This is a genomic window from Gemmatimonas sp. (assembly GCF_036405635.1).
In the GTDB taxonomy this organism is placed as follows: Bacteria; Gemmatimonadota; Gemmatimonadetes; order Gemmatimonadales; family Gemmatimonadaceae; genus Gemmatimonas.
Genome location: NZ_DASWXE010000140.1, coordinates 11,625 through 32,517, shown reverse-complemented (window position 1 = coordinate 32,517; position 20,893 = coordinate 11,625). Strand labels below are relative to the sequence as shown.

Genomic DNA, 20,893 nt, shown 5'->3' with positions numbered 1-20,893 from the left:
AAGCCATCGATCCGGCGCGTTTCCAGCGCAACGACGGATTGGATATCACCTGGGCCGTGTACGTGCGGCAGTTCGCGCTGCGCGGCAAGCTCTACGAACAGCTCGGCGACAAGACCAAGGCCGTCGAAGCGTACGAACGTTTTCTCGCGCTCTGGCAGGAAGCCGAAGACCCGCTGCAACCCCAGCTGCGTGAAGCCCGCGAGGCGATTGCGCGACTGCGTGATGCCGCCGTCACACGCCCTGGCTGAGCAAGGACACACCCTTCCATCACGGTCGCATGGTTCCCACGGCACCTGAAGCACTGCTGACCGCCATCCGCGGCCGCGATCGCGCCACCATCGAACAGATGTTTCGCGATACCCCCGTCATCGCGACGTATCGCGCTGCCGGTGGTGAATCGCTGGTGCTGCATGCCTGCTATCTCGGCGCTGCCGATCTCGCGCCGCTACTGCTGCATGGCCGGGCCCCCGATGCCGCCGAAGCGGCCGCACTCGGTGATGTGGAAGCGCTGCGCACGGCGATCCAGGACGATGACGATGCCCGTGTGCGCCGCAGCAGTGATGGATGGACACCGTTGCATCTGGCTGCATTCTTCGGTCAGGTGGACGCCGTGGCCCTGCTCATCGATCACGGCGCGCCACTGGATGCGCTGAGCACCAACGCCACGCGCAACACACCACTGCATGCGGCGCTGGCCGGTGCCACCAACGCCACCATTGTTCGGCGTTTGGTGATTGCCGGCGCCGATGTGTCCGCGCGCGGCGCACATGCCATCACCCCGCTGCATCTCGCAGCATCGCGCGGTGATCAGGCGCTGTGCGACCTGCTGATCGCGCGTGGCGCCGATGCGCATGCGCGCATGGATGACGGAAGCACGCCAGGCATGCTCGCCACCGCGCGCGGATTTGCCGAGCTCGGTGACCGCCTCGCGCAGATGGATACCGACGGCTGACATCGCTTCCAGAAGATGGGCAATGTGGTGCATTGGTGCTCAACATCACCAAAACACCGGATCTTCGTGATTTGGCGTGGGTCGTACTGAAACAGCGGCGCAATCCGCTGCGCTTCGTACGACAACGCACGAAGTCCCTCCAGACAGGAGCATTCGCATGAACACACGCCAGGTACTCGGAACGTTGGCCGTCCTCGCCATGACGGCCGCTTGCGGGAATACAGCCGATGGAGCGAAGCAGGACGCGGAGAACGCGGCGGACAAGACCGCCGAGATGGCCGCGGACGCGGGCAACTCGATGGAAGGCGCGCTGGAAACCGGTCAGGTGAAGACCGCGCTCACCACCGACTCGCGTATCGACGCCAGTGACGTCAACGTCGATACGAACGAGGACCTCAAGACCGTGACGCTCCGCGGCACCGTACCGACTGAAGACCAGAAGAAGCTGGCCGAGGAAGTCGCCACCGCGAAGGCTGTGGGCTACAAGGTGATCAACGATCTCACGATCAAGCCGAAGTAACCCCCGGCATCGCCGGTGACACGGAGGCCGGACCGACCAGCATCGGTTCGGCCTCCGTCGTTTCATCGTGTAGCGCGGGCGCCAGCAGCTTGTACAACACGGGTGTCACCAGGCGCGCGATGAGCGTGCTGGATACCAGACCGCCAATGATGACCCACGCGAGTGGTGAATAGAGCCCCGATCCCTGCACGGCGAGCGGCAGCAGACCACCAATGGCCGTGAAGGTGGTGAGTACGATGGGCAGGAAGCGCACTTCACCGGCCCGGCGAATGGCTTCATCGAGTGGCACACCTTCCCGGCGCAGCTGATCGGTGAAGTCCACAAGCAGAATGCTCGTCTTGATCTCGATACCCACCAGCGCCACGAAGCCGATCATGGCCGTGAAGCTCAGCGTGTAGCCGCTGAACAACAGCGCCACGATGCCACCCACCACACCCAGCGGAATCACCGAGGCCACCACCAGCGTGGTGCGGAAGTCGCGGAACTCGAGCACCAGGATGGCCAGAATCGCAAACACCGCCACGATGATGGCGCTGCCGATACCGCCAAAGCTCTCCTCGCGGCTTTCAATTTCACCGGCCGGATGCAATGTGTATCCCGCCGGCAGGGCGATGGAATCGAGACGTGCGATCACGGTGCGTGTCACGGCGTCGGTGTTGTAGCCCGAACGCACGTAGCTGGTGACGGTGACGCTGCGCTGCCGATCCTTGTGATCGATGGTGGTGGGCGACGCTTCGAAGCGCGTGGTGGCAAGCTGCGACAGCGGCACCATCGCCCCGGTCACGCTGCTCACGAAGATGCGGTCCAGCGCCTCCGGTGCCGGCCGACCCTCATGCGCGATGCGCACCATGAGCGGATACTCTTCGCCATTGTCGGCACGGATCTTCCCGGCCTCGAGCCCGGCAATGCCAAGCCGCAACGTGCGCTCCACCTCGGCGCTCGGTACACCCAGCAACCCGGCCTTCTGCTTGTCCACGACGAGCTGCAGGTCCGAGCGACGCAGTCGCACGGGGTTGTTCACATACTGCGTGCCCTCGGTGCTCGACAATACGCTCTCGTAGCGCGCGGCGATCTGTTGCAGTGTATCGAGGTCGGTGCCTTCAACGCGCATGGCGATGGGCGCATCGATGGGCGGGCCGTTCTCGAACTCCTTGAGCTCGATGCGCGCGCCCGGATACAGCGCCAGCTTCTCGCGCAACGAGTCGAGCATCACAGGCGTGCGCACGTTGTCGTACGCGTTGAGCAATACGAGCATCTGGGCCCGATTGGGTGCCTCAGCGCGCTGAAACACGTTGTAGTACACGGCCGGGTTGTCCTTGCCCACATTGGCCAGCACGGCTCGGGTAGACGGATGCGTGCCGATCACACCCTCGGCGTAGCGCACTGCGCGATTGGTCTCGGCCAGCGACGTACCGTCGGGTGTGGCAATATCCACGTGATACTGCGGGGTGCCCGCCTTGGGGAACAGGGAGAAACCCACGGCCGGCACGAGCGCCACCGCCCCAACGACAAGCAACGCCGACAGGCCCAATGTGGTCCAGGGACGCGCCATCGCGCGGCCCAGCAGGGGCGCATACGTGCGGTGAATGGCACCGTCGAGCCACTGCAGCGCGCGGTTGCCGTGCTCCGACTCGGTGCGTGGCATGAGCCGGCTGGCCAGCCACGGAATGATGGTGAGCGATACGAACAGACTGGCCAGCACCGCATACACCACCGCAATGGGCAACGAGCGGATGTACTTGCCCGCAAGCCCAGGCAGGAACAGCAGTGGCAGGAAGGCAAAGATGAGCGTGCCTGTCGCGCCAACAACGGCCACGCCGATCTGCTTGGTGGCCTCGATGGCCGCCGCGGTGCGTGAATATCCGTTGCGCAGGAAACGCGCGATGTTCTCCACCACCACGATGGAATCGTCCACCAGCAAGCCGAGGGCAATCACAAAGCCCACAATGGACAACTGATTGATGGAGAAGCCGGTGGCGTACAACATGGTGACCGCCATCGCGAGCGACAGCGGAATGGAGATCATCACAATGATGGATGCGCGCGTGCCCAATGGCAGCAGCGTGATGAGCACCAGCAGAATGGCGATCACGAAGTCTTCGCCAAGACGCGCCAGACGGCGATCGACGTTCTCCGACTGATCGAAGCCGCGGGCCATCGTGACGCTCTTGGGCAGGGTGCCTTCGAACGTATCGAGCACCTGCCACACGGCTTCCTTCACACTCGAGACATTCTGGCCTTTCTGCACGGCCACCGTGACCCACATGGCGCGCTGCCCGTTCCAGCGACCCATGTGTACGGCATCGCCATCACCCCAGGACACTGCGGCGACGTCCTGCACTCGTACCATGGCGCCGTTTGCGCCGGCAATCACCGTGCGCTCCACATCGGCCGCGGTGCGGTAGCGGCCCGTGGTAGCCACATTGTAGCGGCGCGTGCCCACGTCCACCGAACCACCGGGGATCTGCGTGTTGTCGCTGCCCAGCGCGTTCAAGACCTGTGCGGGCGTGATGCCAAGTCGCGCGAGACGACCCAGGTCGAGCGTCACCTGCATCTCCCGCGGCGGCGCGGCCCAGCGCTTGGCGTGCTTCACACCGGGGACCTGTTCCAGCGCATCTTCCAGGCGCTTGGCGATGTCATCCACCTGCGCATACGGAGCCGACGGTGCCACGAGAGCGACCTGAAACACCGTGAGATCGGAGTTTTCGTTGCGCTGAATGTCCAACCGGTTGAGCGCCGCCGGCAATGTCGGACGTAGCGCATTCACCTCGCGCACCACCTGATCGTACTTGCGCTCGGCGTCCACGTTGGGGTCGAACTCCACGCGCACCACTGACAGACCATCGGAGCTGGTGCTTTCCAGCTTGATGACATCGGTGAGTGTCTTGAGCTGCTTCTCCACCGGATCGGTGACGAGCTGCTCCATGTCCTCCGGCGAAGCGCCCGGATAGACCGCCACCACCGTGAAGATGGGCACCGGGAAGTCGGGATCCTCGGCGCGCGGGATGGCCATCCAGCTGGACACACCCAGCGCGGCAAACATCAGGAACAGCAACACCGTGAACTGCCACCGCTTCACGGCAAATTCGGCCAGCTTGCTGAGGGGATTCACGGAGCGTTCCCCTTGTTCGCTGTGGCCGCGGGCGACGCCGAGTCGAGCGTGGCCTGCGTGATGATGCGAACCCGCGCGCCATGGGTCACGTAGGGGGCGCCGCGCGTGATCACCTGCGCATCGGCGTCGAGACCATCTACTGTGGCATGGTCACCCTGCAGCTGCGCCACTCGTACGCGCACGGCCTGTGCGATGGGCTCGGCGCCACCCTTCACGGTGAACACCGTGGCGGAGTCCTTGTCCGCTTCGATGAGCGCGTCCACCGGAATGGCGTGACGCGCGGTAGCATTTGCGGCACTCGCCTGTTGCGTGGGCCGTACCTGCACGGTGAGCTGCCCAACCAGTCCACTGGGCAGCGCATCAGCACCACTCAATGACACTTCCACGGTGAACGTGCCCGTGCGCGCATCGGCGGCGCGGCCGAGCAGTACGACAGTGCCGTTGAACGTACGATCGGGCACGGCGTCGAAGTGCACGCTGGCCTTGTCGCCGGTGCGCACACGCATGGCATCCCGATCGGTGAGTCCGGCGCGCAGCACGCGACCGCGCTGTGAACCGCCAAGCGAGAGCACCTGCTGCCCGGCGCTGACGGTGCTGCCAGGTGTGCCCTGACGGCGCAGCACGATTCCGGCTTCCGGTGCGACGATGGTGGCGTACTCACGGTTCACACGGGCAGTGGTGAGATCGGCGCGTGCGGCATCGAGTGCGGATGTGACATCCTGCAACTGGGCGAGCGTGGCCACGCTGTCGGCGGCGAGCCGTTCGAGGCGTGCATGATCGCGCTGCGCCTTGTCGACACCCACCTGGGCTTTGGCGACGGCGGCATCGATCTCGCGCAGATCGAGCGCCGCGAGCAATTGGCCGCGCTGCACGGTGGCGCCTTCGTCGACCAGCACACGTGCCACGACGCCGCCGATCTTGAATGCGAGAGGGATTTCGTCTCGTGAGCCGAATGTGCCCGTGACCGTCACGGGGGCCGAGGCGCTGGCATCGCTTACCTGCGCAACGCTGACGGGTATGGCCGGTGAGGCATTTGCGGGATCAGCCGTCTTGTTGGCGGCACTTTCGGAGCACGCGGCGAGCAGCGGCAGCAGTGCGGCGGACAGATAGGTCGTGGGCCGCAACGAAGGATATGCAGTGGACATGAGAGACTCGTGGAGGTGTGTGCGGAGTCGGTGTCGTTCGTCAGAAGCAGTCAGTGCGAATCAGTGAGGCAGCGTGCGCAGGGCGGCGGCGCGCTCGAGCTCCACGAGTCGTGAAGCGAGCGCGAAGCGCGTGATCACCTGATTGATGGCGGCGGCCGTGAAGGCCGTGCGTGCGCTCAGGAAGTCCACCGGCGTGGCCAACCCTTCGGCGTAGCGGCGCTGCACCAGCGTGAACGCGCGCTGCGACGCGTTGAGGCGATCGTCGGCAGTGGTGAGGCCGGCGCGCGCGACGCGTACCGCATCCACAGCATTGTCGACCTGCATGCGGATGGCGCGCTGGGTTTCCTGCTGGCGGTATTCCGCTTCACTGCGCAGGGCTTGTGCCTGTTCACGACGGGCAGCGTCCTGCGTGCCGTTGAACAGATTCCACGACAGCACAAGTGAAGCGAGCGCCACATCGTTGTTGCGATCGAAGCGGTAGGTGTTGCCCTGGACACCATAGCTCGCGGCCAGTGCGAGATTGGGCAGATACGATGCCGTGGCCACGCGCTCCTGCGCCTGCGCGAGGCGAATGCCGCCCGTCGCCTGGGCGAGTTCTTCGCGGCGTACGAGGGCATTGGCAATGAGCGCCTCAACGGCCAGCGTGTCGGCCTGCACCAACGTGCTGTCCGACGCGAGTCGCACATCGGTGTCCGCATCGCGGTTGCGCAGCAGGTTCACGGCACGTCGCGCGGCATCCCGCTGGCGACGCGCGTCATCGAGTTGCTGCTGCAGTTCGCTGCGTTCGGCGCGCGCGCGCAACAACACATCGGGTGTGGCCTGCCCTGCCCCAATGAGGCGCTCGCTCACACGCAGGTGTTCATCGAGCACCGGCACGGTGGCCTCGAAGGTTTCGACGGCGCGAGTGGCCGTGGCATAACCCAGCCAGGCGAGTTGCACATCGGCGGCAAGCTGGCGCATGGCGGTGGCGCGCCCAGCACCGATCAGATCTCGCTGCGCGCGCGCTGCAGCCCGGGCACCGAAGAGCGCGTCATTGAACAGCGGCAGCGTCATTTCGAGCTTCGTTTCCTGCCGGAACGGAAGCGTCGCCGCGACATTGGTGGGAAAGCGCTCCTCGCCGATGAGCTGATTGAGTGCGGCGTAGGCGGGATTGATGAAGTCGCCAATGTTGACCACGCCGCTGAACTCGGAATACCGGGCGTTGAGCCCCACCGACGGCAGGAAACGTCCGTTGGCTTCACGAACCCCCGCGTTGGCTCGGCGCAGTGCGGCGGTCTGCTGGGCAAGCGCGAGATTGGCCGAGATGGCTTCGCTCACGTAGCCGTCGAGGATGGCGCGTGCCGTTGGAGGTTCCGCGGCTTGCTGCGCGGCGACCAGCGTCGGCAGCGTTGGTAGCAGCAGCCCCATGGCGAGCCCGCGCGTCAGGCGCGGCACGAGGCGGGCAATGTTGAACGTCGACGTTTTACTGTACATGACTTTGCCGACTAACAGTGTTAAGCGTGAGTGCATGAAGAAGGGCGCCGAAGCGCCCTGCAACGTGATGGGTCAGAGACCGACGATACCGCGATCCACCTAACGGCGGAAGGTCACTCCGGGTTTCGGAGGGTGCCGCGCATCATGATAGTGCAGATGCGTTCCACGGCCTGGTGGGGGTCCCGGAGATTGATGTAGCTGTTGTTCTGGTGGGTGAACCACAGCGAGATGACTCCATGGATTCCGCTCCAGAACGTCTGGGCCAGGGCGTGTGGTTCATCGAACTCGGTGTGGAACTGGTCGCGCTGCATGCCTTCTTCGACCGCGCCGAGCAGGAAGGCATAGGCGTCTTCCTCGGGTGATTTTTCGATCTTGTCGGCCTCTTCATCGAATGAGTGGCCGTGATCTGTCATGAACATGAAGCGATACTGGCTCGCATTGGCCAGTGCGAAATCGGCGTAGGCCTTGGCCATCCGGCGGATTCGTTCGATCGGATCCTCGATGCGACCGATGCTGTACATGGCCGCACCCAGTGCCCGGAAGTCCGCCATGCACAGCTCCATGATCAAGGCATCCTTGTCCTTGAAATGGTGGTAGATGGCGGTTGGCGTATACCCGATCTTGGCTGCAATCGCGCGCATCGTGGTGGCTTCCACCCCGTCCACCACGAACAACTCCCGAGCGGCGTCGAGGATGGCCTGCCTGGTCTCGGCCTTTTGCCGTTCCCGGCGGGCCAGCGATGCGTTCCTGATTTCAGCGGTGTTCATGCCTCAATCTGCGTACTTCACTTAACGCTGTCAAGTCACTGAATACATAGCCGGCCTTGAAAGGGTAGGCCAGGGATTGAAAGGGTCAACAGCGGCCGCTACGCGGCGATCAAAGGGAGAAAAGGGAAAACAGCAGGAGCTTTCCCTTTCATTCCCTTCGATTCATGCGGTTTTCGCCGCGAAGCGGCAAGCAGGAAACCATTCCATCCCTTCATCTCCCTCTCTTTATCCGCCTGTCGAGCCCCGGAACATGAAGTAGAGCGCCCCCATGATGCACAGCCCCGCCCACAGGAAGTCGAGCTTCACCGGCTGCTTCATATAAAAGACGGCGAACGGCACGAAGACCGTCAGCGCGATCGCCTCCTGCAGCATCTTGAGCTGGGAAAGCGACATGCTCGTCGCCCCGATCCGGTTGGCGGGCACCTGCAGCAGGTACTCGAACAGGGCGATGCCCCAGCTGATCAGGGCAGCGATGATCCACGGCCGCCCGCTGAGATTCTTGAGGTGACCGTACCAGGCAAACGTCATGAAGACGTTGGACGCCGTGAGCAGCAGGACCGTGCGGACAATCGGACCGGACAGAAGACCGGACATGGGAGTATGGGCGGCGGTGAGGACGGGACCGGGAATGCCGCTCAAATATGACAGGCCCCGGCCCTATGTGCGCCGGGGCCCTGGTTCAGTCCGGGTGACCTCGGTCCAGCAACGTCACGGACGAGTGGGTGTGCTGGCGTGATAGGCCTTCACCACGATCCGCCACTCCCCGTCGCGCTTGAGCAGGGTCATGTGGTCGCGCGCCACCATGTCGGGATAGTCCAGTGCCAGCACCGCGGAGGCGACGTCGCCCGTGATGGACAGCGACTCGATACGCCGACGCCGCTGCGCTTCATCGGCTGGAGTACGTTCGCTGGACGATGACCGGATGTATTCACTCGCGGGCCACTGCCGATACTGACCGTCCTTGATGCCCACCAACATCGCATCCGCCGCAAAGGCACGACGGAATCGCTCTCCACGCCCGGTGGCATGGCCATCGAGATACGCCTGCAATGGCTCGAGTGCACCACGCGTCTCCTGCGCGCGCAGGTCGATGACCACCTTGCCACGCGTGCGACCGCTGCGGCTGTGCTGCTGCGCGGCCATGATCTCATCCAGTGTGTACAGACTGTCCACGTGCACCTGCAGCTGTCCGGCTTCAATCAGTGGTGCCACATACTGCAGGCCACGTTGCACATCCCACGGCGCGCGTGCCGGACATACAATGCCCGCCGCGCGGCATGTCGCTGCAGGCACCGACCCCGCCGACGACACGAGACGACCACCCTTTCGCATCACCGCCACGCTGCGCGTGAGGGTCTCGCCTCCCACGGCATCCACCACCACATCCATGTTGCGCGCCACGTCCTCGAAGCGCGTGGTGGTGTAGTCGATCATCTGTGCCGCACCAAGCGAGCGCACAAAGTCGTGATTGCGCGCCGACGCGGTACCCATGACCACCGCGCCGCGCGCCTTGGCGATCTGCACCACCATCGAGCCAACACCACCCGATGCCCCGTGCACGAGCACACGTTCGTCGCGTTGCACATTGGCCCCAGCCACGAGAAAGCGCCACGCCGCAATCGCCACCGTCGGATACGCTGCCGCTTCCTGCATGCTGTAGCGCGCCGGCTTCTTCACCACCGCGTCCAGTGGTGCCACGAGGTATTCGGCGTAGCTGCCACCCGTCTCGACCTGATCCACCGTACCGGCGACCTGATCGCCACAGCGGAAGCGAGTGACACCAGCACCAACGCCCACCACTTCACCGGCAAAGTCTCCACCGGGAATGGCCATGGGCTTGAGCGTGCCTTCGTCCTGCAGCTTCCAGTCCACCGGATTCACACTGGCTGCATGCACACGCACCAACACGGTGTTTGGTGCCACGCGCGGAGTGGCCACCGTATCCACACGCAGCGTCGTGCTGATGCCCTGCACATGCACGCGCGCCGCGCGCATGGTGGTCGGCAGGGCACCACACACCGTGCCCGCCGCAACACCGGGCTGCCACGATGCCATGACCGACATCAAGACATAACTCAGCACACACCCTCCAGACGTGACATAGTACGCCGCCGCGCGAGCATCAACGCGGCTACAACAAGCATCGAGAATGATTGTGGTTCGGGCACATTCACCGGCGGGTCGACGGGCGGATCCACCACGACACCACCACTGCACACATCACCGAGTGCCGTGAACGTGCCGTCGGCATCCCCGAAACTGGTGTTGGTGTCGAGATAGCGCGTGCAGAATGCGGCAACACCAATGTCACTGTCGGCAAACCGCGCCCAGGTGCTCACACCCACCGAATGCACATCGTTGGCGTCGAACCAGGCATCGGTGAAGGTGAGGAACTGGTAGCCACCATCACCACACGTCCACAGTTCTGTCTGATAGACTGCGTCGAGTGTGCCACCTGACGATGCGGCGCCACATCCACCCACGTACTGCGTGAGCAACTGACCATTGCCGTTGTCCACCTGCAACGCATTGGTGAACGCGAGATAGTTGTCGAACTCCGGGCTCGCCGCTGTGCCCGTGCTGCTGCGCGCGGTGTGACGCCAGCCGTCGCTGTACAGCGGATAGGGCGCAACCGCAGGATCGTTCGTGAGCACCAGTGACGACGTGAGCCCGAGCTCATCAGACACATCGGCTGCACCGTTTGGCGTCACCGCGCCACCGGCATAGGCGAAATGAAATCCGGTCAGCGCGCTGATCACCGCTGCGTTGTTGTCCATCCCGCCTTCGGCATGACGCACGAACACTTCCACGCCCGTGCCGATGCGACCACCACCACCGTCGAAGAACGCGGTGGTGGTGAGCTCGAGATAGGTGCATGACCGCACACCGTTGATGAAACACACCGTGAACGCGCGGCTATCGGCCCGGGCCGAGGCAGGGGCGAACAACATGGTCGCCGAAGTCACCCCTGCCAGCATCGCCCCCACGGACCAGAGCCGGAGTTGCCCAAAGGCCCCCAGCGTGCGCAGGAGGAAGCGCGCCATGATCAGCGCACCTCTCCCACCGGGTGCACCAACTGGCTGCGCACCACCTGCAGTTGCAGCGACAGCGCCGCACGGTCGGCCAGATCCAGCGACTGGGCAGCCTGCGAAAAATCGAGCGCCAGTTCCGCGTCGTGCAGGGCGATCAGGGCGGCCTGACGATCAGCCCCGACCAGCGCATGATGCAGCGCGCCAAAGGCCTGAGCCACCGGCGTGTCCGTCCCCAGGTCGGCCAGCAGGCGGGAGCTGGCGTCATCGACCACCACGGCCAGCGTGGCGGCGAGTTGCTGTTGCCTGGCCTCGGCCGAGACATCCGGCACTTCAATAGAAGGCGCGACAGGGTGCGCATCGGCGCACGCGGTGAAGGTGGAGGCCGCGACCAGGAGGGACCAGGACAGGCGGCGCATCGGCGTCGATGGCGTGTGGTGAATGGAATGGGATGCGGGCGACATGATCGGAGATCCGATGAAGGGCGATGAAAGGACCGGGAAGTCCGGCGCCTATGGGAAAAGCGATCAGCGATTCCGAAGGCGTCCGGTGGTGTGGAACGCCCCTAACGTCGCGGCGGCGGTCTCCGGGGCATCACGTGCCGATCACCTGCGCATCACCTGACCGGTTTTTGCCCCGGTGATGGCCAGGCGAGGGCGATTTCGAGCTTGTCGGCGTCCAACGCGGCCCATCTGGCCGTGCGACCCGACCACATTCGAATCCCACGAGACTTCCATGTCCTCCTTCGCACGCTGCGCCGACGCACGTGACACCGCTCGGCGTTTCCTCCCCCGCACGCTGACCCTGGCCGCGCTCACACTCGCCTCTGCCCTGACGAGCACACCGGCCGAAGCGCAGGCGGTGTTCCATGCCTGCTACGTGCCTGCATCAGGAACGGTCTATCGCATCAAGGCAGCCAATACGCCGGCCAACTGCCTCCAGCCCACGCATGTCGCGTTCAGCTGGACGGACGGCACCGACGCAGCGGTCGCGCTACAGAATGCGGTCAAGACGACCGACATCGCCGCTGGCGATGTGACCGGGGTGTTCAGCAATCTCACCGTGGGCAAGCTGTTGGGTCGGGCGCTCGCGACGACGCCGCCGAGCGATGGGCAGGTGCTGGCGTGGAACGCGTCGACGAGTCGGTGGGAGGCGAAGACGGTCGCGGCCGGTGGCGGTTCGGGAATCAGCGATCATGGCGCGCTGACGGGATTGGGCGATGACGACCACTCGCAGTACTTGCTCTCGAACGGCGTGCGAACGTCGTCCGGGTTCGTCGTCCGGAACCCAACGGGCGCTTCCGCGGCACCTCTGGTGACGCAGGCGACCGACCCCACGCTGATGTGGGCCGGCAGCTATGGCGCACTGCGGGCCGGGTTCAACGCGATGGATGGTTGGACGGCGAGCAAGATTGGCGGTGCGTCTGCCTCGTTCGGCGACAACAATGAGGCGTCCGGGTGGACGTCGTTCTCGACAGGCTCCTATGCCAAAGCGTCGGGTCAGAATAGTGTGGCCATGGGCCAGGAGGTGATTGCTTCGGGCAATACCAGCGTAGCGCTTGGCAACTATTCGCGTGCAATTGGCAGCTCGTCGACCGCACTGAGCGGCGGACAGGCAACCGGCACTCAGTCTCTCGCGTGGAAGGGCATCGCGTCCGCGCAACATTCTTTCGCGTTTGGCGACGGCGCGATCGCTTCGGGAAGTTCGGCGTTCGCGATCGGAGGAGACGCATCTGGCCAGGCGTCGCTATCCCTGCGCGGTATAGCGAGCGGCAGCTTCTCCGGCGCGATCTACGGAACCGCGTCTGGGTCGAACAGTATCGCCGTGGGCCGCAACGCCGACACGAACGGCCACCCCAACGCCATCGTGCTCAGTGCGTCGAATGGCGTGGGCGCGGCAAAGGCTTACCTCGACGGGCACTTCGTGATGCAGGGGACGCGATTCTGGATGGGCAATAGCCCCCAGGCCAGTGTCAATTCGGGGCGCCTCCTCGAAACCAGCACCGGAGCGTTTCTCTCGGGCGGCGGCGTGTGGACCAACACCTCCGACTCCACCAAGAAGGCCAACTTCCACGCCGTCGACGGTGAATCGGTGCTGAGCAAGCTGGCCGCGCTGCCAGTGTACACCTGGAACTACACGGCCGAAGACACGGCGACGCGCCACATGGGCCCCACCGCACAAGCGTTCCGCGCGGCGTTCAACCTGGGCGACACCGACAAGGCCATCAGCACGGTGGACATCGATGGTGTGGCCGTCGCGGGTGTGAAGGCGCTCGAGCTGCGCACGAAGTCGCTCAAGGCCGAAACGATTGCCCTGCGTGAAGAAAACGCCGCACTCACCGCGCGCCTGTCGCAGCTCGAAGCACTGGTGACACAGCTCGCGAGTCAGTTGGCCAACACGTCGCGCAATCCGTGATGACCGCCGACCAGATCGCCACGATCCGGTCGACATGGAACCTGATGGGAGCCACCACCGATGCGGTGGCTCCCCTGTTCTATGACCGGTTGTTCCAGCGCGACCCGTTGCTGCGCGCGCTGTTCACCAACACCGACATGCCGTCGCAGGGTGAAAAGCTCGCGCAGACACTGGCCGTGGTGGTGCGGGGTCTCGATCGCCTCGATCAACTGCTGCCCGCGGTGCAGGCGCTGGGCCGGCGGCACGCCGCGTATGGCGTGCAGGATGCGCACTACGATCTCGTGGGCGGCGCGTTGCTCGACACGTTTGCCGACATCCTGGGCGATGCCTTCACCAGTGAGGCGCGTGCCGCGTGGGCGGAAGCCTACGGTGCACTCGCCACCGCGATGCAGGAAGCAGCGCACACCAGTGTCGGTGTGCCTCAGGCCCGCGACTCGTGACCGCACCGATCGTCGCAGTCCCGATGTCATCACCGCTCGACCCGCTCTGCACGCGCATCACGGATGTGCATCTCGCCATGACAGAGGCATTCGCTGCACGGCTGGATGGGCTGCGGCGCATGGGCGGCCCACTGCCAACGTTGTCCCATGCCGTCATCGATACGTGGATGCACGACGTGATCGCGGCCTGGCGCGTGCCGCTCGACGATCCGGCCATCGTGCCCGCACTCGCCGCGCTGGTGGAGCATGGACGCACCTGCGGGCTCGACGGCGCTGGTCAGCGCGCGGGTATGGAGGCACTGGTGTGGGCATGCCGCGATGTGCTCCCCGATGCCTGCCCACCGGCCTTCACGGCCGAGGTCAGTGCCCGCGCCGCCATCATCGATCACCTCATGGCGCGCCACACGCGGAGCGCCACGCCTTCCCCCGAGACGCCAGCCGACGCATGATGTGGAAGTATCCGCTCACCCGAGTCGGGGAGCGCGGCAGTCACGTCTTCTTCATGTCATGAATCGGTTTGTCACCTTCGGTGGCTGCGCAGTCGTATCGAGTGCGGGAGAAGTGCGTGGTGCGGCCACGCAGCAGCGTCGCCTTGCGCTGCTGGCCGTACTGGCCCGCGGCGGTGAGCGCGGCGTTTCGCGTACCCGACTGTTGTCGCTGTTCTGGCCCGATGAAGAAGACGAAGAACGTAGCCGCAAAGCCCTCGCACAGGCGCTGTATGCGCTGCGCCGCGACCTGGGCGATGAGCGCGTAATCACGGGTTCGCAGGAGCTCAAGCTTGACGCCGAGTTCCTGCCCCACGATGTCGGCGAGTTTGCGCAGCACCTGCGTCATGGCCGTCATGCGGAAGCGGTGGCGTTGTACGACGGCCCATTCCTGAGCGGCTTTCACCTCGTGAGTGCACCAGCGTTCGAACGCTGGGCCGACGAGGAACGCCGCGTACTGGAGCGTGACTACACACGCGCCCTCGAGACGCTGGCCACGACTGCCGAGCGACAGGGGCAGCTTGGCGATGCCATTGCGTACTGGCGCAAGCTCGCCGCAGTGGACCCGCTCGACTCGCAGGCCACGCTCTCGTTGATGCGCGCGCTGGCCGCGAATGGTGAAGTGGCCGCAGCCATTCGTCAGGCTGCTATTCACGAAACGCTGATCCAGCAGGAGCTGGAACTGCCGCCGGATCGTGATGTGATGGCGCTGGCGATGGAATTGCGTGCGCGACAAGCATCCACACCGGCAGTGCACGACGCACCAACCCGCGTCGACACGAAGGCCAACGAAGTGGATACAGTGCCGGTGCCAACGCCGGCCGACACATCGGTGCCAGCGTCCGTAGACACATCGTCGCCATCGGAAACCACCGCGCCACAATCCACGGCGGCACCGCGCCGTCGCTGGTCGCGCACGCGCTGGATCATGGCCGCTGCCGGTATCGCAGCCGTTGCCGCATTCACGGTGTGGGGCGTACCGGCTTTGCAGCATCATGAACCAGCACCGGGCGAGCCGCGCTATCACGCGCCGCCAAGTATCGCCGTGGGCCTCATTGCCGATTTCCGCACATCATCGTCCGGCCCCGTGCGTTCACTCGCCGCGTTGCTGGCCACCAGTCTCGCGCGCAGTGAAGCGCTGCGGGTGGTGAGTGCCGCGCGTCTCAGCGAATTGTTGCATCACGGCGGCGTGGGTGACAGCACCGAAGCAGCCTACATCAGTGCCGCCCGTCATGCCGGTGCGCATGAACTCATCGACGGATCACTGTTCGATCCGGGCGACGGTACACTGCGCCTGGACCTGCGCCGTGTGGATGTGGAGAGTGGCGCCGTGCTCGCCGCGCTCACCATTCGCGGAACAGACCTCTTCGCGCTCGCCGACAGTGGCACCGCGCGATTGCTCGACGGATTTGGCATCGAACCGCTCGCTGGCAGCGTGCGTGATGTCACCACGCGTTCGGCTGTCGCGCATCGCTTTTACGCCGAGGGCATGAAGGCGAATGCGTCGTATGATCTCGAGGCGGCGCGGCGCCTCTTTGGCGAAGCGCTGCGGGCCGACTCTCAGTTTGCCATGGCGGCGTACGAATACGCGCGCGCAAATCCCAATCGTGCCGAGATGGCCGAGGAGATGTCGCGTGCACTGCACTTCGCGAAGCGGGCCACAGCACGGGAGCGACTGATCATCCGCGCGGGGTGGGCGTCCACGATGCAGGTGGCCGGCCTGAAGGAAACGGCGGACTCGTTGCTGCAGCTGGACCAGAGTGATCCACAAGCGCTGTTGTTTGCTGCCGAAGCGCGTCTCAATCTGGGCATGCCCGGCGAAGCAATTCCCCTGCTGCAGCGCGCACTCACCATCGACTCGGCGGCGCTGAGTGCGTTGCGCCCCGAACACTGCTACGCCTGCGAAGCCGTGCAATTGCTGTCGCGTGCGTACATGGACCAGGACAACCCGGACGCCGCCATTGCCATCGTGAAGCGCTGGGTGGACCGGCAGCCGCAGTCCACGGAAGCCTGGGCATCGTATTCGCGTGTACTCGACTTCACGGGACGCCTGCCCGAAGCATCACGGGCACTCGATCGGGCACTCGCACTCAATCCAGCCTACCCCGCGGGCTTCGTGCGACGCACCAGCAATCTGCTACGCGCCGCCCGTCTCACCGAAGCGGAGCAACTCGCACGCGAGCAGACCACGTTGGCTACCACCGACCAACGACTCGACGGATGGTGGCAGCTGGCCACCATTCTTCGGCATCAGGGACGCATGCGGGAAGCGCTCGTCGCGGTGAATCGCTTTCGTGCCGTGCGCGATACGGTGGATGGTGGCCGCATGGCGCTGAATCACGCGTATCTGCCCGCGTTCATTCTGGCGGATGCGGGACGCACACCGACAGCCATCGCGCTCTTCGACTCCATGGCAACCGGAGCGGTGCGCCCTGGTGAACACGACGCCAACGTGCGGCGCCTGCGCACCATCGCACTCACGGCAGCGGCGGACCTGGTCGCACAACAGGGCGATACAACCGCGCTGCACGGTCGTTTGCGCGCCATTGAAGAAGCCGGTGCACAGAGTGGTGTGGTGCGTGACACGCGTGCGCATCACTACGTGCGTGGGTTGCTGTGGCGCGCACGGGGCAAGCCGGATCTGGCCATCGCCGAATGGCAGGCCGCCATGGCACCGCCGCTGCGTGGCTATCACTCGCGCATCAACATCGAGCTGGCACGGGCACTCGTGGCGCGTGGTGAGCCCGACGCCGCCATCACGGCCGTACGATTCATCCTGCGCGACGTCGTGGACGGCATTGCCGTGACCCAGACCGAGATGCACGAAGTGCTGGCGCAGGCGCATCACGCCGCAGGTCGTGCCGACTCGGCGTCGTGGCACGCCGACTGGGTGCAACGGGCCTGGTCACGTGGTGAGCCCGCGTACATCACGCGGGCTCAGCGTCTCACCTCACTCGTGGCCACCCGCGCGACACGATAGTCGCGCGGGTGGCCGAGACTTACTGTGCGGTCTCAGCCTGCTTGCGCAGCTGCTGACGACCGAGCCACAGCGCGACCGCCAGCCAGATCGCGCTCATCGGCGCGGCGGCCAGCGAAATGGTGCTCACCGCCAGTCCGGCCGCTGAGAGACCGGCGTAGCTCCACGCACCAATCTGGTCGCCTGAGCGATAGACAAACGTGTCGATGAAGTTCTTCGCCTTGTATTTGTCTTCGGGCGGCACGACGGTGTACAGCACCTCACGCGCGGGACGCCCGAACGCGTACTCACCGGCACGGCGCAGCACCTGGAACACCACGAACACGGCCAGCGTGCCCCAGGTGCCCAACGCGGCAAAACCCACGAGGCTCAGCACGGGCATGATGGCCAGCGTCACGGCCACACCAAACCACTTGATCACGCGCCCCGTGACAAACAACTGCGCGAGAATGGTCAGCGATTGCACCACCGTGTCGATGGTGGCCAGGAACGCGGTGCGCGATTCGCGATCCGCGTAGCGCGCGCCGACAATCTCCGCCTGCTGGAAGTACAGTACCGTGGAGCCGATGGTGAACATCAGCATGTAGAGACAGATGCCGAGCAGATACGGCGAGGCCAGCACATGCGTGATCCCCGCAAACGCAGACCCACCCACCGGCTGTTCAGCCTCATCACGCGCCCGCGTATCGGGACGGAAGCTCGGCGGAAAGCGCCGCGCGGACTGCACCGCCGCTTCGAGCAACAACACCGACATCACCATGAGCACCGGCGTGCCCACGACTTCGGCGAGGCGTGACGTGAGGAATGCACCGGCCAGCGCGCCCAGTGTGCCACCCACGCTGATGAAACCGAACAGGCGCTTGCTCTGTTCCGGACGGAACGTGTCCGCCATGAATCCCCAGAACACCGAGGGGATGAACAGGCTGTAGATGCTGGTGAGGATCCAGAATGCGGGACCGAGATACGGCTCCCACGTATGCGGTCCCCACTTGATCACACCGGCAAACGTCAGCAGCAGGCCGATGAAGATGCGGTACACGATGGGGATGAAACGCCGCACCGGCAGCTTCGCCACAATGGACGAATACAGCGGGTTCATCGCCAGCGTGGTGAGCAGCGTGCCGGTGAACAGCCACGGCAACCGATCGGTGCCGGCGGCTACACCAACGGCATCACGCACCGCCCGCAGGATGAAGTAACTGGCGAGGGCAAAGAAGAAGTACGTCGCTGCCAACAGCGTGGCGCGTTCTTCACCAGGCTCGATGGTGCCGAGCCGATTGAACGTGCGACGCATGAACCCGACTTCCGCCCCCGCTGCTGTCACCGACCCTCGCTCTGTTTGGCATGCCACGCGGCGAGCACTTCCCGCTCGCGCTCCATCGAGATTCCTGCGCGCAACTTTTCCTGCTCGGCCGCGGGACGGCTGTGGTACCACGCCATCCCGTCACGCACCGTGGTGGCCAGCGGGCGGAACGTAAGCCCCGCCTTCACGGCCTTGTCCACCACCGTGGTACAGAATGCCACCGTACTGGCGCCCGTGTAGCTCCACACCGGCATCTCGGCCCACGAACGCACCTTCTGCTCCGTGAGGAACGACTCGGGAATCCAGGTGAAGCGCGTGTCGTTGGCATAACACGCCTTGATGCCGTACAGCAACTCACCGATGCCACATACTGTCCGCGGGCCCACGGCGTTGAACACACCCGTCGTGCGCGTCTCCACCATGCGCACCATCCATTCGGCGAGGTCGCGGGCATCGATCCACTGCGCGGGGTCGTCCAGCTTACCCGGGGCGATGATCTCGCCGCCCTTCTCGATGCGCACGGGCCAGTAGGTGAATCGGTCGGTCAGGTCGCCGGGGCCTACGATAAGCCCAGGCCGCACGATGGTCGCCCCGTTGCCAAACGCCTCCTGCACGAGCTGCTCGCAGCGCACCTTCTTGTTGCCGAACGGTGCTGCCGCCGCATCGGGCCCGGTGATGGGCGCCGGGTCCTGCGTGGGATGCGTTTCGTCGGGGAAGGACCGCGCGAAGTCCTTGTAGGCGGCGGTGCTGGACACGTAGACATATTGGTCCACCTTGCCCTTGAGCACCGCCGCCGCATTCACCACCCACTGCGGGTTGGTGGCCGGCAGGTCGAACACCACATCCCAGGTGCGCCCGGCCAGTGCCGCGTGGCCATCCGGCACATTGCGATCACCGATCAACTGCTCGGCCTTGGGAAACAGGCCGGGCTTGGTGCGACCTCGATTGAACAGCGTGAGCGTGTGCCCACGCGACAGCGCGTACTCCACCATGTGAGGACCGATGAAGCCGGTGCCTCCCAGTACGAGAATGCGCAACGGCTTCACGGTGCTCGTCATATGATCACCCGTTCTTGGCGCGCCAGGCGGCGAGCACGGTCTTTTCCTTGTCCGGCGCGAGACCGGCACGAAGCTTTTCCTGCTCGGCCGCGGGACGGGTCTTGTACCAGTCGAGCGTGCTCTTGGCCGTGTCGGCCAACGGACGGCAGGTGAGACCGGCCGCGTAAGCCTTGCTGCAGTCCACCGCCATGAAGCCGGCCGTGCGCCCCTGCCCCGGCTGCCACACGGGCATGTCGGACCACGCGCGCACCGTGTGCTGCGCGAGGAAGTCCGCCGGCACCCACGTGAACTTCGCATCGCTCGACGTCACGGCTTTGATGCCATACAGCATCTCGGCCATGTTGGTCGGCGACTTGGGGCCGGTGGCGTTGAACGTGCCGATGGTGTGGTTCTCACCCAGACGCACGATGAATTCACTGAGATCGTGCACATCGATGTACTGCACCGGATCGCTCGGAATACCGGGCGCCATGATATCGCCGCCCTTGTCGATGCGCACCGGCCAATACGAGAACCGATCGCTCAGGTCACCGGGGCCCACGATGAGACCCGGGCGCACGATGGTCACCTTGTCGGCACCGAACTGCGCCTTCGCATCGATCTCACACTGGACCTTGTTGGGCCCGTAGAAGTTGCCGTCGTTGCTGGCCCAGTTCTCCTGCGCGGCCGGCGCATGCATGGGACCATTCTCGTCCATGCCGGGCTTGGAGTAGTCGTTGTACACCGAGATGGTGGACACCAGGATGTACTGACCGACGGGTCCCTTGAGCGCTTCACCGGCGCCACGCACCCACTGCGGATTGCGCGTGGGGTTGTCGATCACGACATCCCAGTTGCCCTTCTTGAGGCCATCGTGGCCGCCGGCCACGTTGCGATCACCCACGATGCGCGGAACGTTCGGGAACAGTCCCTTGCCGCTCTGTCCGCGATTGAACAGGGTGATCTGATGCTTGCGGGCCAGCGCGTAGTCGACCTGCTGCGGTCCGATGAAGCCGGTGCCACCCAGAATGAGAATGCGCAGCGGCTTGGGCTGGGCTTCACCCGTTTCGGGGCGATAGGCCTGCGGACGCACACCGTCGGCGTTGAATGCCTGCGCGGCAGCCGGAATGCCTAGGCCGATCGCGCCGCCCACGAGGGCGGACGACTTGAGGAAGGTGCGGCGATCGAGAGTCATTGGGCGGGAATGAAGGAGGGAAAAAAACGGAGAGGTCAGCCGG

General features: G+C 64.9%; 18 protein-coding genes. 7 read left to right on the top strand and 11 right to left on the bottom strand.

The window, feature by feature from the left end; translation table 11 throughout:
* The 3 genes from VGE27_RS11620 to VGE27_RS11610 all read left to right on the top strand — a co-directional run.
* On the top strand, window positions 1–248 hold a 248-nt coding region (locus VGE27_RS11620), incomplete at its 5' end, for a hypothetical protein (protein ID WP_331049821.1).
* A gap of 29 nt (window positions 249–277) precedes the next feature.
* On the top strand, window positions 278–952 hold the full coding sequence (locus tag VGE27_RS11615) for an ankyrin repeat domain-containing protein (protein WP_331049820.1): 675 nt from the start codon (window positions 278–280) through the stop codon (window positions 950–952).
* A gap of 157 nt (window positions 953–1,109) precedes the next feature.
* Window positions 1,110–1,472: a BON domain-containing protein gene (locus VGE27_RS11610; RefSeq protein WP_331049819.1), complete on the top strand. Its 363-nt coding sequence runs from the start codon at window positions 1,110–1,112 to the stop codon at window positions 1,470–1,472.
* Here VGE27_RS11610 and VGE27_RS11605 read toward each other — a convergent pair.
* The 8 genes from VGE27_RS11605 to VGE27_RS11570 all read right to left on the bottom strand — a co-directional run bounded on the left by VGE27_RS11605 (window position 1,459) and on the right by VGE27_RS11570 (window position 11,462).
* The gene (locus VGE27_RS11605; RefSeq protein WP_331049818.1) at window positions 1,459–4,584 is read right to left on the bottom strand and encodes an efflux RND transporter permease subunit; all 3,126 of its coding nucleotides are present in this window, start codon (window positions 4,582–4,584) and stop codon (window positions 1,459–1,461) included. The genes VGE27_RS11610 and VGE27_RS11605 overlap by 14 nt on opposite strands.
* Window positions 4,581–5,729, bottom strand: a complete 1,149-nt coding sequence (locus VGE27_RS11600) for an efflux RND transporter periplasmic adaptor subunit (RefSeq protein WP_331049817.1) — start codon at window positions 5,727–5,729, stop codon at window positions 4,581–4,583. The genes VGE27_RS11605 and VGE27_RS11600 overlap by 4 nt, the downstream gene beginning before the upstream one ends.
* A 60-nt stretch (window positions 5,730–5,789) precedes the next feature.
* Complete coding sequence (locus tag VGE27_RS11595; protein WP_331049816.1) at window positions 5,790–7,202, bottom strand: TolC family protein; 1,413 nt, start codon at window positions 7,200–7,202, stop codon at window positions 5,790–5,792.
* A gap of 113 nt (window positions 7,203–7,315) precedes the next feature.
* Entirely contained in the window at window positions 7,316–7,969 is a 654-nt protein-coding gene (locus tag VGE27_RS11590; RefSeq protein WP_331049815.1) for a TetR/AcrR family transcriptional regulator, read from the bottom strand.
* A gap of 225 nt (window positions 7,970–8,194) precedes the next feature.
* Window positions 8,195–8,563, bottom strand: a complete 369-nt coding sequence (locus VGE27_RS11585) for a DMT family protein (protein WP_331049814.1) — start codon at window positions 8,561–8,563, stop codon at window positions 8,195–8,197.
* Between the two features lie 114 nt (window positions 8,564–8,677).
* Window positions 8,678–10,024 (bottom strand): nuclear transport factor 2 family protein, encoded by a 1,347-nt coding sequence (locus VGE27_RS11580; RefSeq protein WP_331049813.1) that lies wholly within the window; start codon window positions 10,022–10,024, stop codon window positions 8,678–8,680.
* A 20-nt stretch (window positions 10,025–10,044) separates the two neighbouring features.
* The gene (locus VGE27_RS11575) at window positions 10,045–11,013 is read right to left on the bottom strand and encodes a hypothetical protein (RefSeq protein WP_331049812.1); all 969 of its coding nucleotides are present in this window, start codon (window positions 11,011–11,013) and stop codon (window positions 10,045–10,047) included.
* 2 nt (window positions 11,014–11,015) lie between these two features.
* On the bottom strand, window positions 11,016–11,462 hold the full coding sequence (locus VGE27_RS11570; RefSeq protein WP_331049811.1) for a hypothetical protein: 447 nt from the start codon (window positions 11,460–11,462) through the stop codon (window positions 11,016–11,018).
* A gap of 271 nt (window positions 11,463–11,733) precedes the next feature.
* Here VGE27_RS11570 and VGE27_RS11565 point away from each other — a divergent pair, with 271 nt between their 5' ends.
* Genes VGE27_RS11565 through VGE27_RS11550 form a run of 4 tightly spaced genes read left to right on the top strand, consistent with a single transcriptional unit; the run spans window position 11,734 to window position 17,318 of the window.
* A complete protein-coding gene (locus VGE27_RS11565) occupies window positions 11,734–13,413 on the top strand; it encodes a tail fiber domain-containing protein (RefSeq protein WP_331049810.1) in 1,680 nt (559 codons plus the stop codon).
* The gene (locus VGE27_RS11560) at window positions 13,413–13,853 is read left to right on the top strand and encodes a globin family protein (RefSeq protein WP_331049822.1); all 441 of its coding nucleotides are present in this window, start codon (window positions 13,413–13,415) and stop codon (window positions 13,851–13,853) included. Before VGE27_RS11565 ends, VGE27_RS11560 begins: the two co-directional genes overlap by 1 nt.
* A complete protein-coding gene (locus tag VGE27_RS11555) occupies window positions 13,850–14,302 on the top strand; it encodes a hypothetical protein (RefSeq protein WP_331049809.1) in 453 nt (150 codons plus the stop codon). The genes VGE27_RS11560 and VGE27_RS11555 overlap by 4 nt, the downstream gene beginning before the upstream one ends.
* Window positions 14,303–14,360: 58 nt before the next feature.
* The gene (locus VGE27_RS11550) at window positions 14,361–17,318 is read left to right on the top strand and encodes a BTAD domain-containing putative transcriptional regulator (protein ID WP_331049808.1); all 2,958 of its coding nucleotides are present in this window, start codon (window positions 14,361–14,363) and stop codon (window positions 17,316–17,318) included.
* A gap of 19 nt (window positions 17,319–17,337) precedes the next feature.
* On the opposite strand, the gene VGE27_RS11545 is transcribed toward VGE27_RS11550, so the two are convergent.
* The 3 genes from VGE27_RS11545 to VGE27_RS11535 are packed head-to-tail and all read right to left on the bottom strand — an operon-like array spanning window position 17,338 to window position 20,850.
* Window positions 17,338–18,609, bottom strand: a complete 1,272-nt coding sequence (locus VGE27_RS11545; protein WP_331049807.1) for an MFS transporter — start codon at window positions 18,607–18,609, stop codon at window positions 17,338–17,340.
* Between the two features lie 26 nt (window positions 18,610–18,635).
* Window positions 18,636–19,676: an NAD-dependent epimerase/dehydratase family protein gene (locus VGE27_RS11540; RefSeq protein WP_331049806.1), complete on the bottom strand. Its 1,041-nt coding sequence runs from the start codon at window positions 19,674–19,676 to the stop codon at window positions 18,636–18,638.
* Between the two features lie 4 nt (window positions 19,677–19,680).
* Window positions 19,681–20,850, bottom strand: coding sequence for a twin-arginine translocation signal domain-containing protein (locus VGE27_RS11535; RefSeq protein ID WP_331049805.1), 1,170 nt, complete (start codon window positions 20,848–20,850; stop codon window positions 19,681–19,683).
* Between the last annotated feature and the right edge of the window lie 43 nt (window positions 20,851–20,893).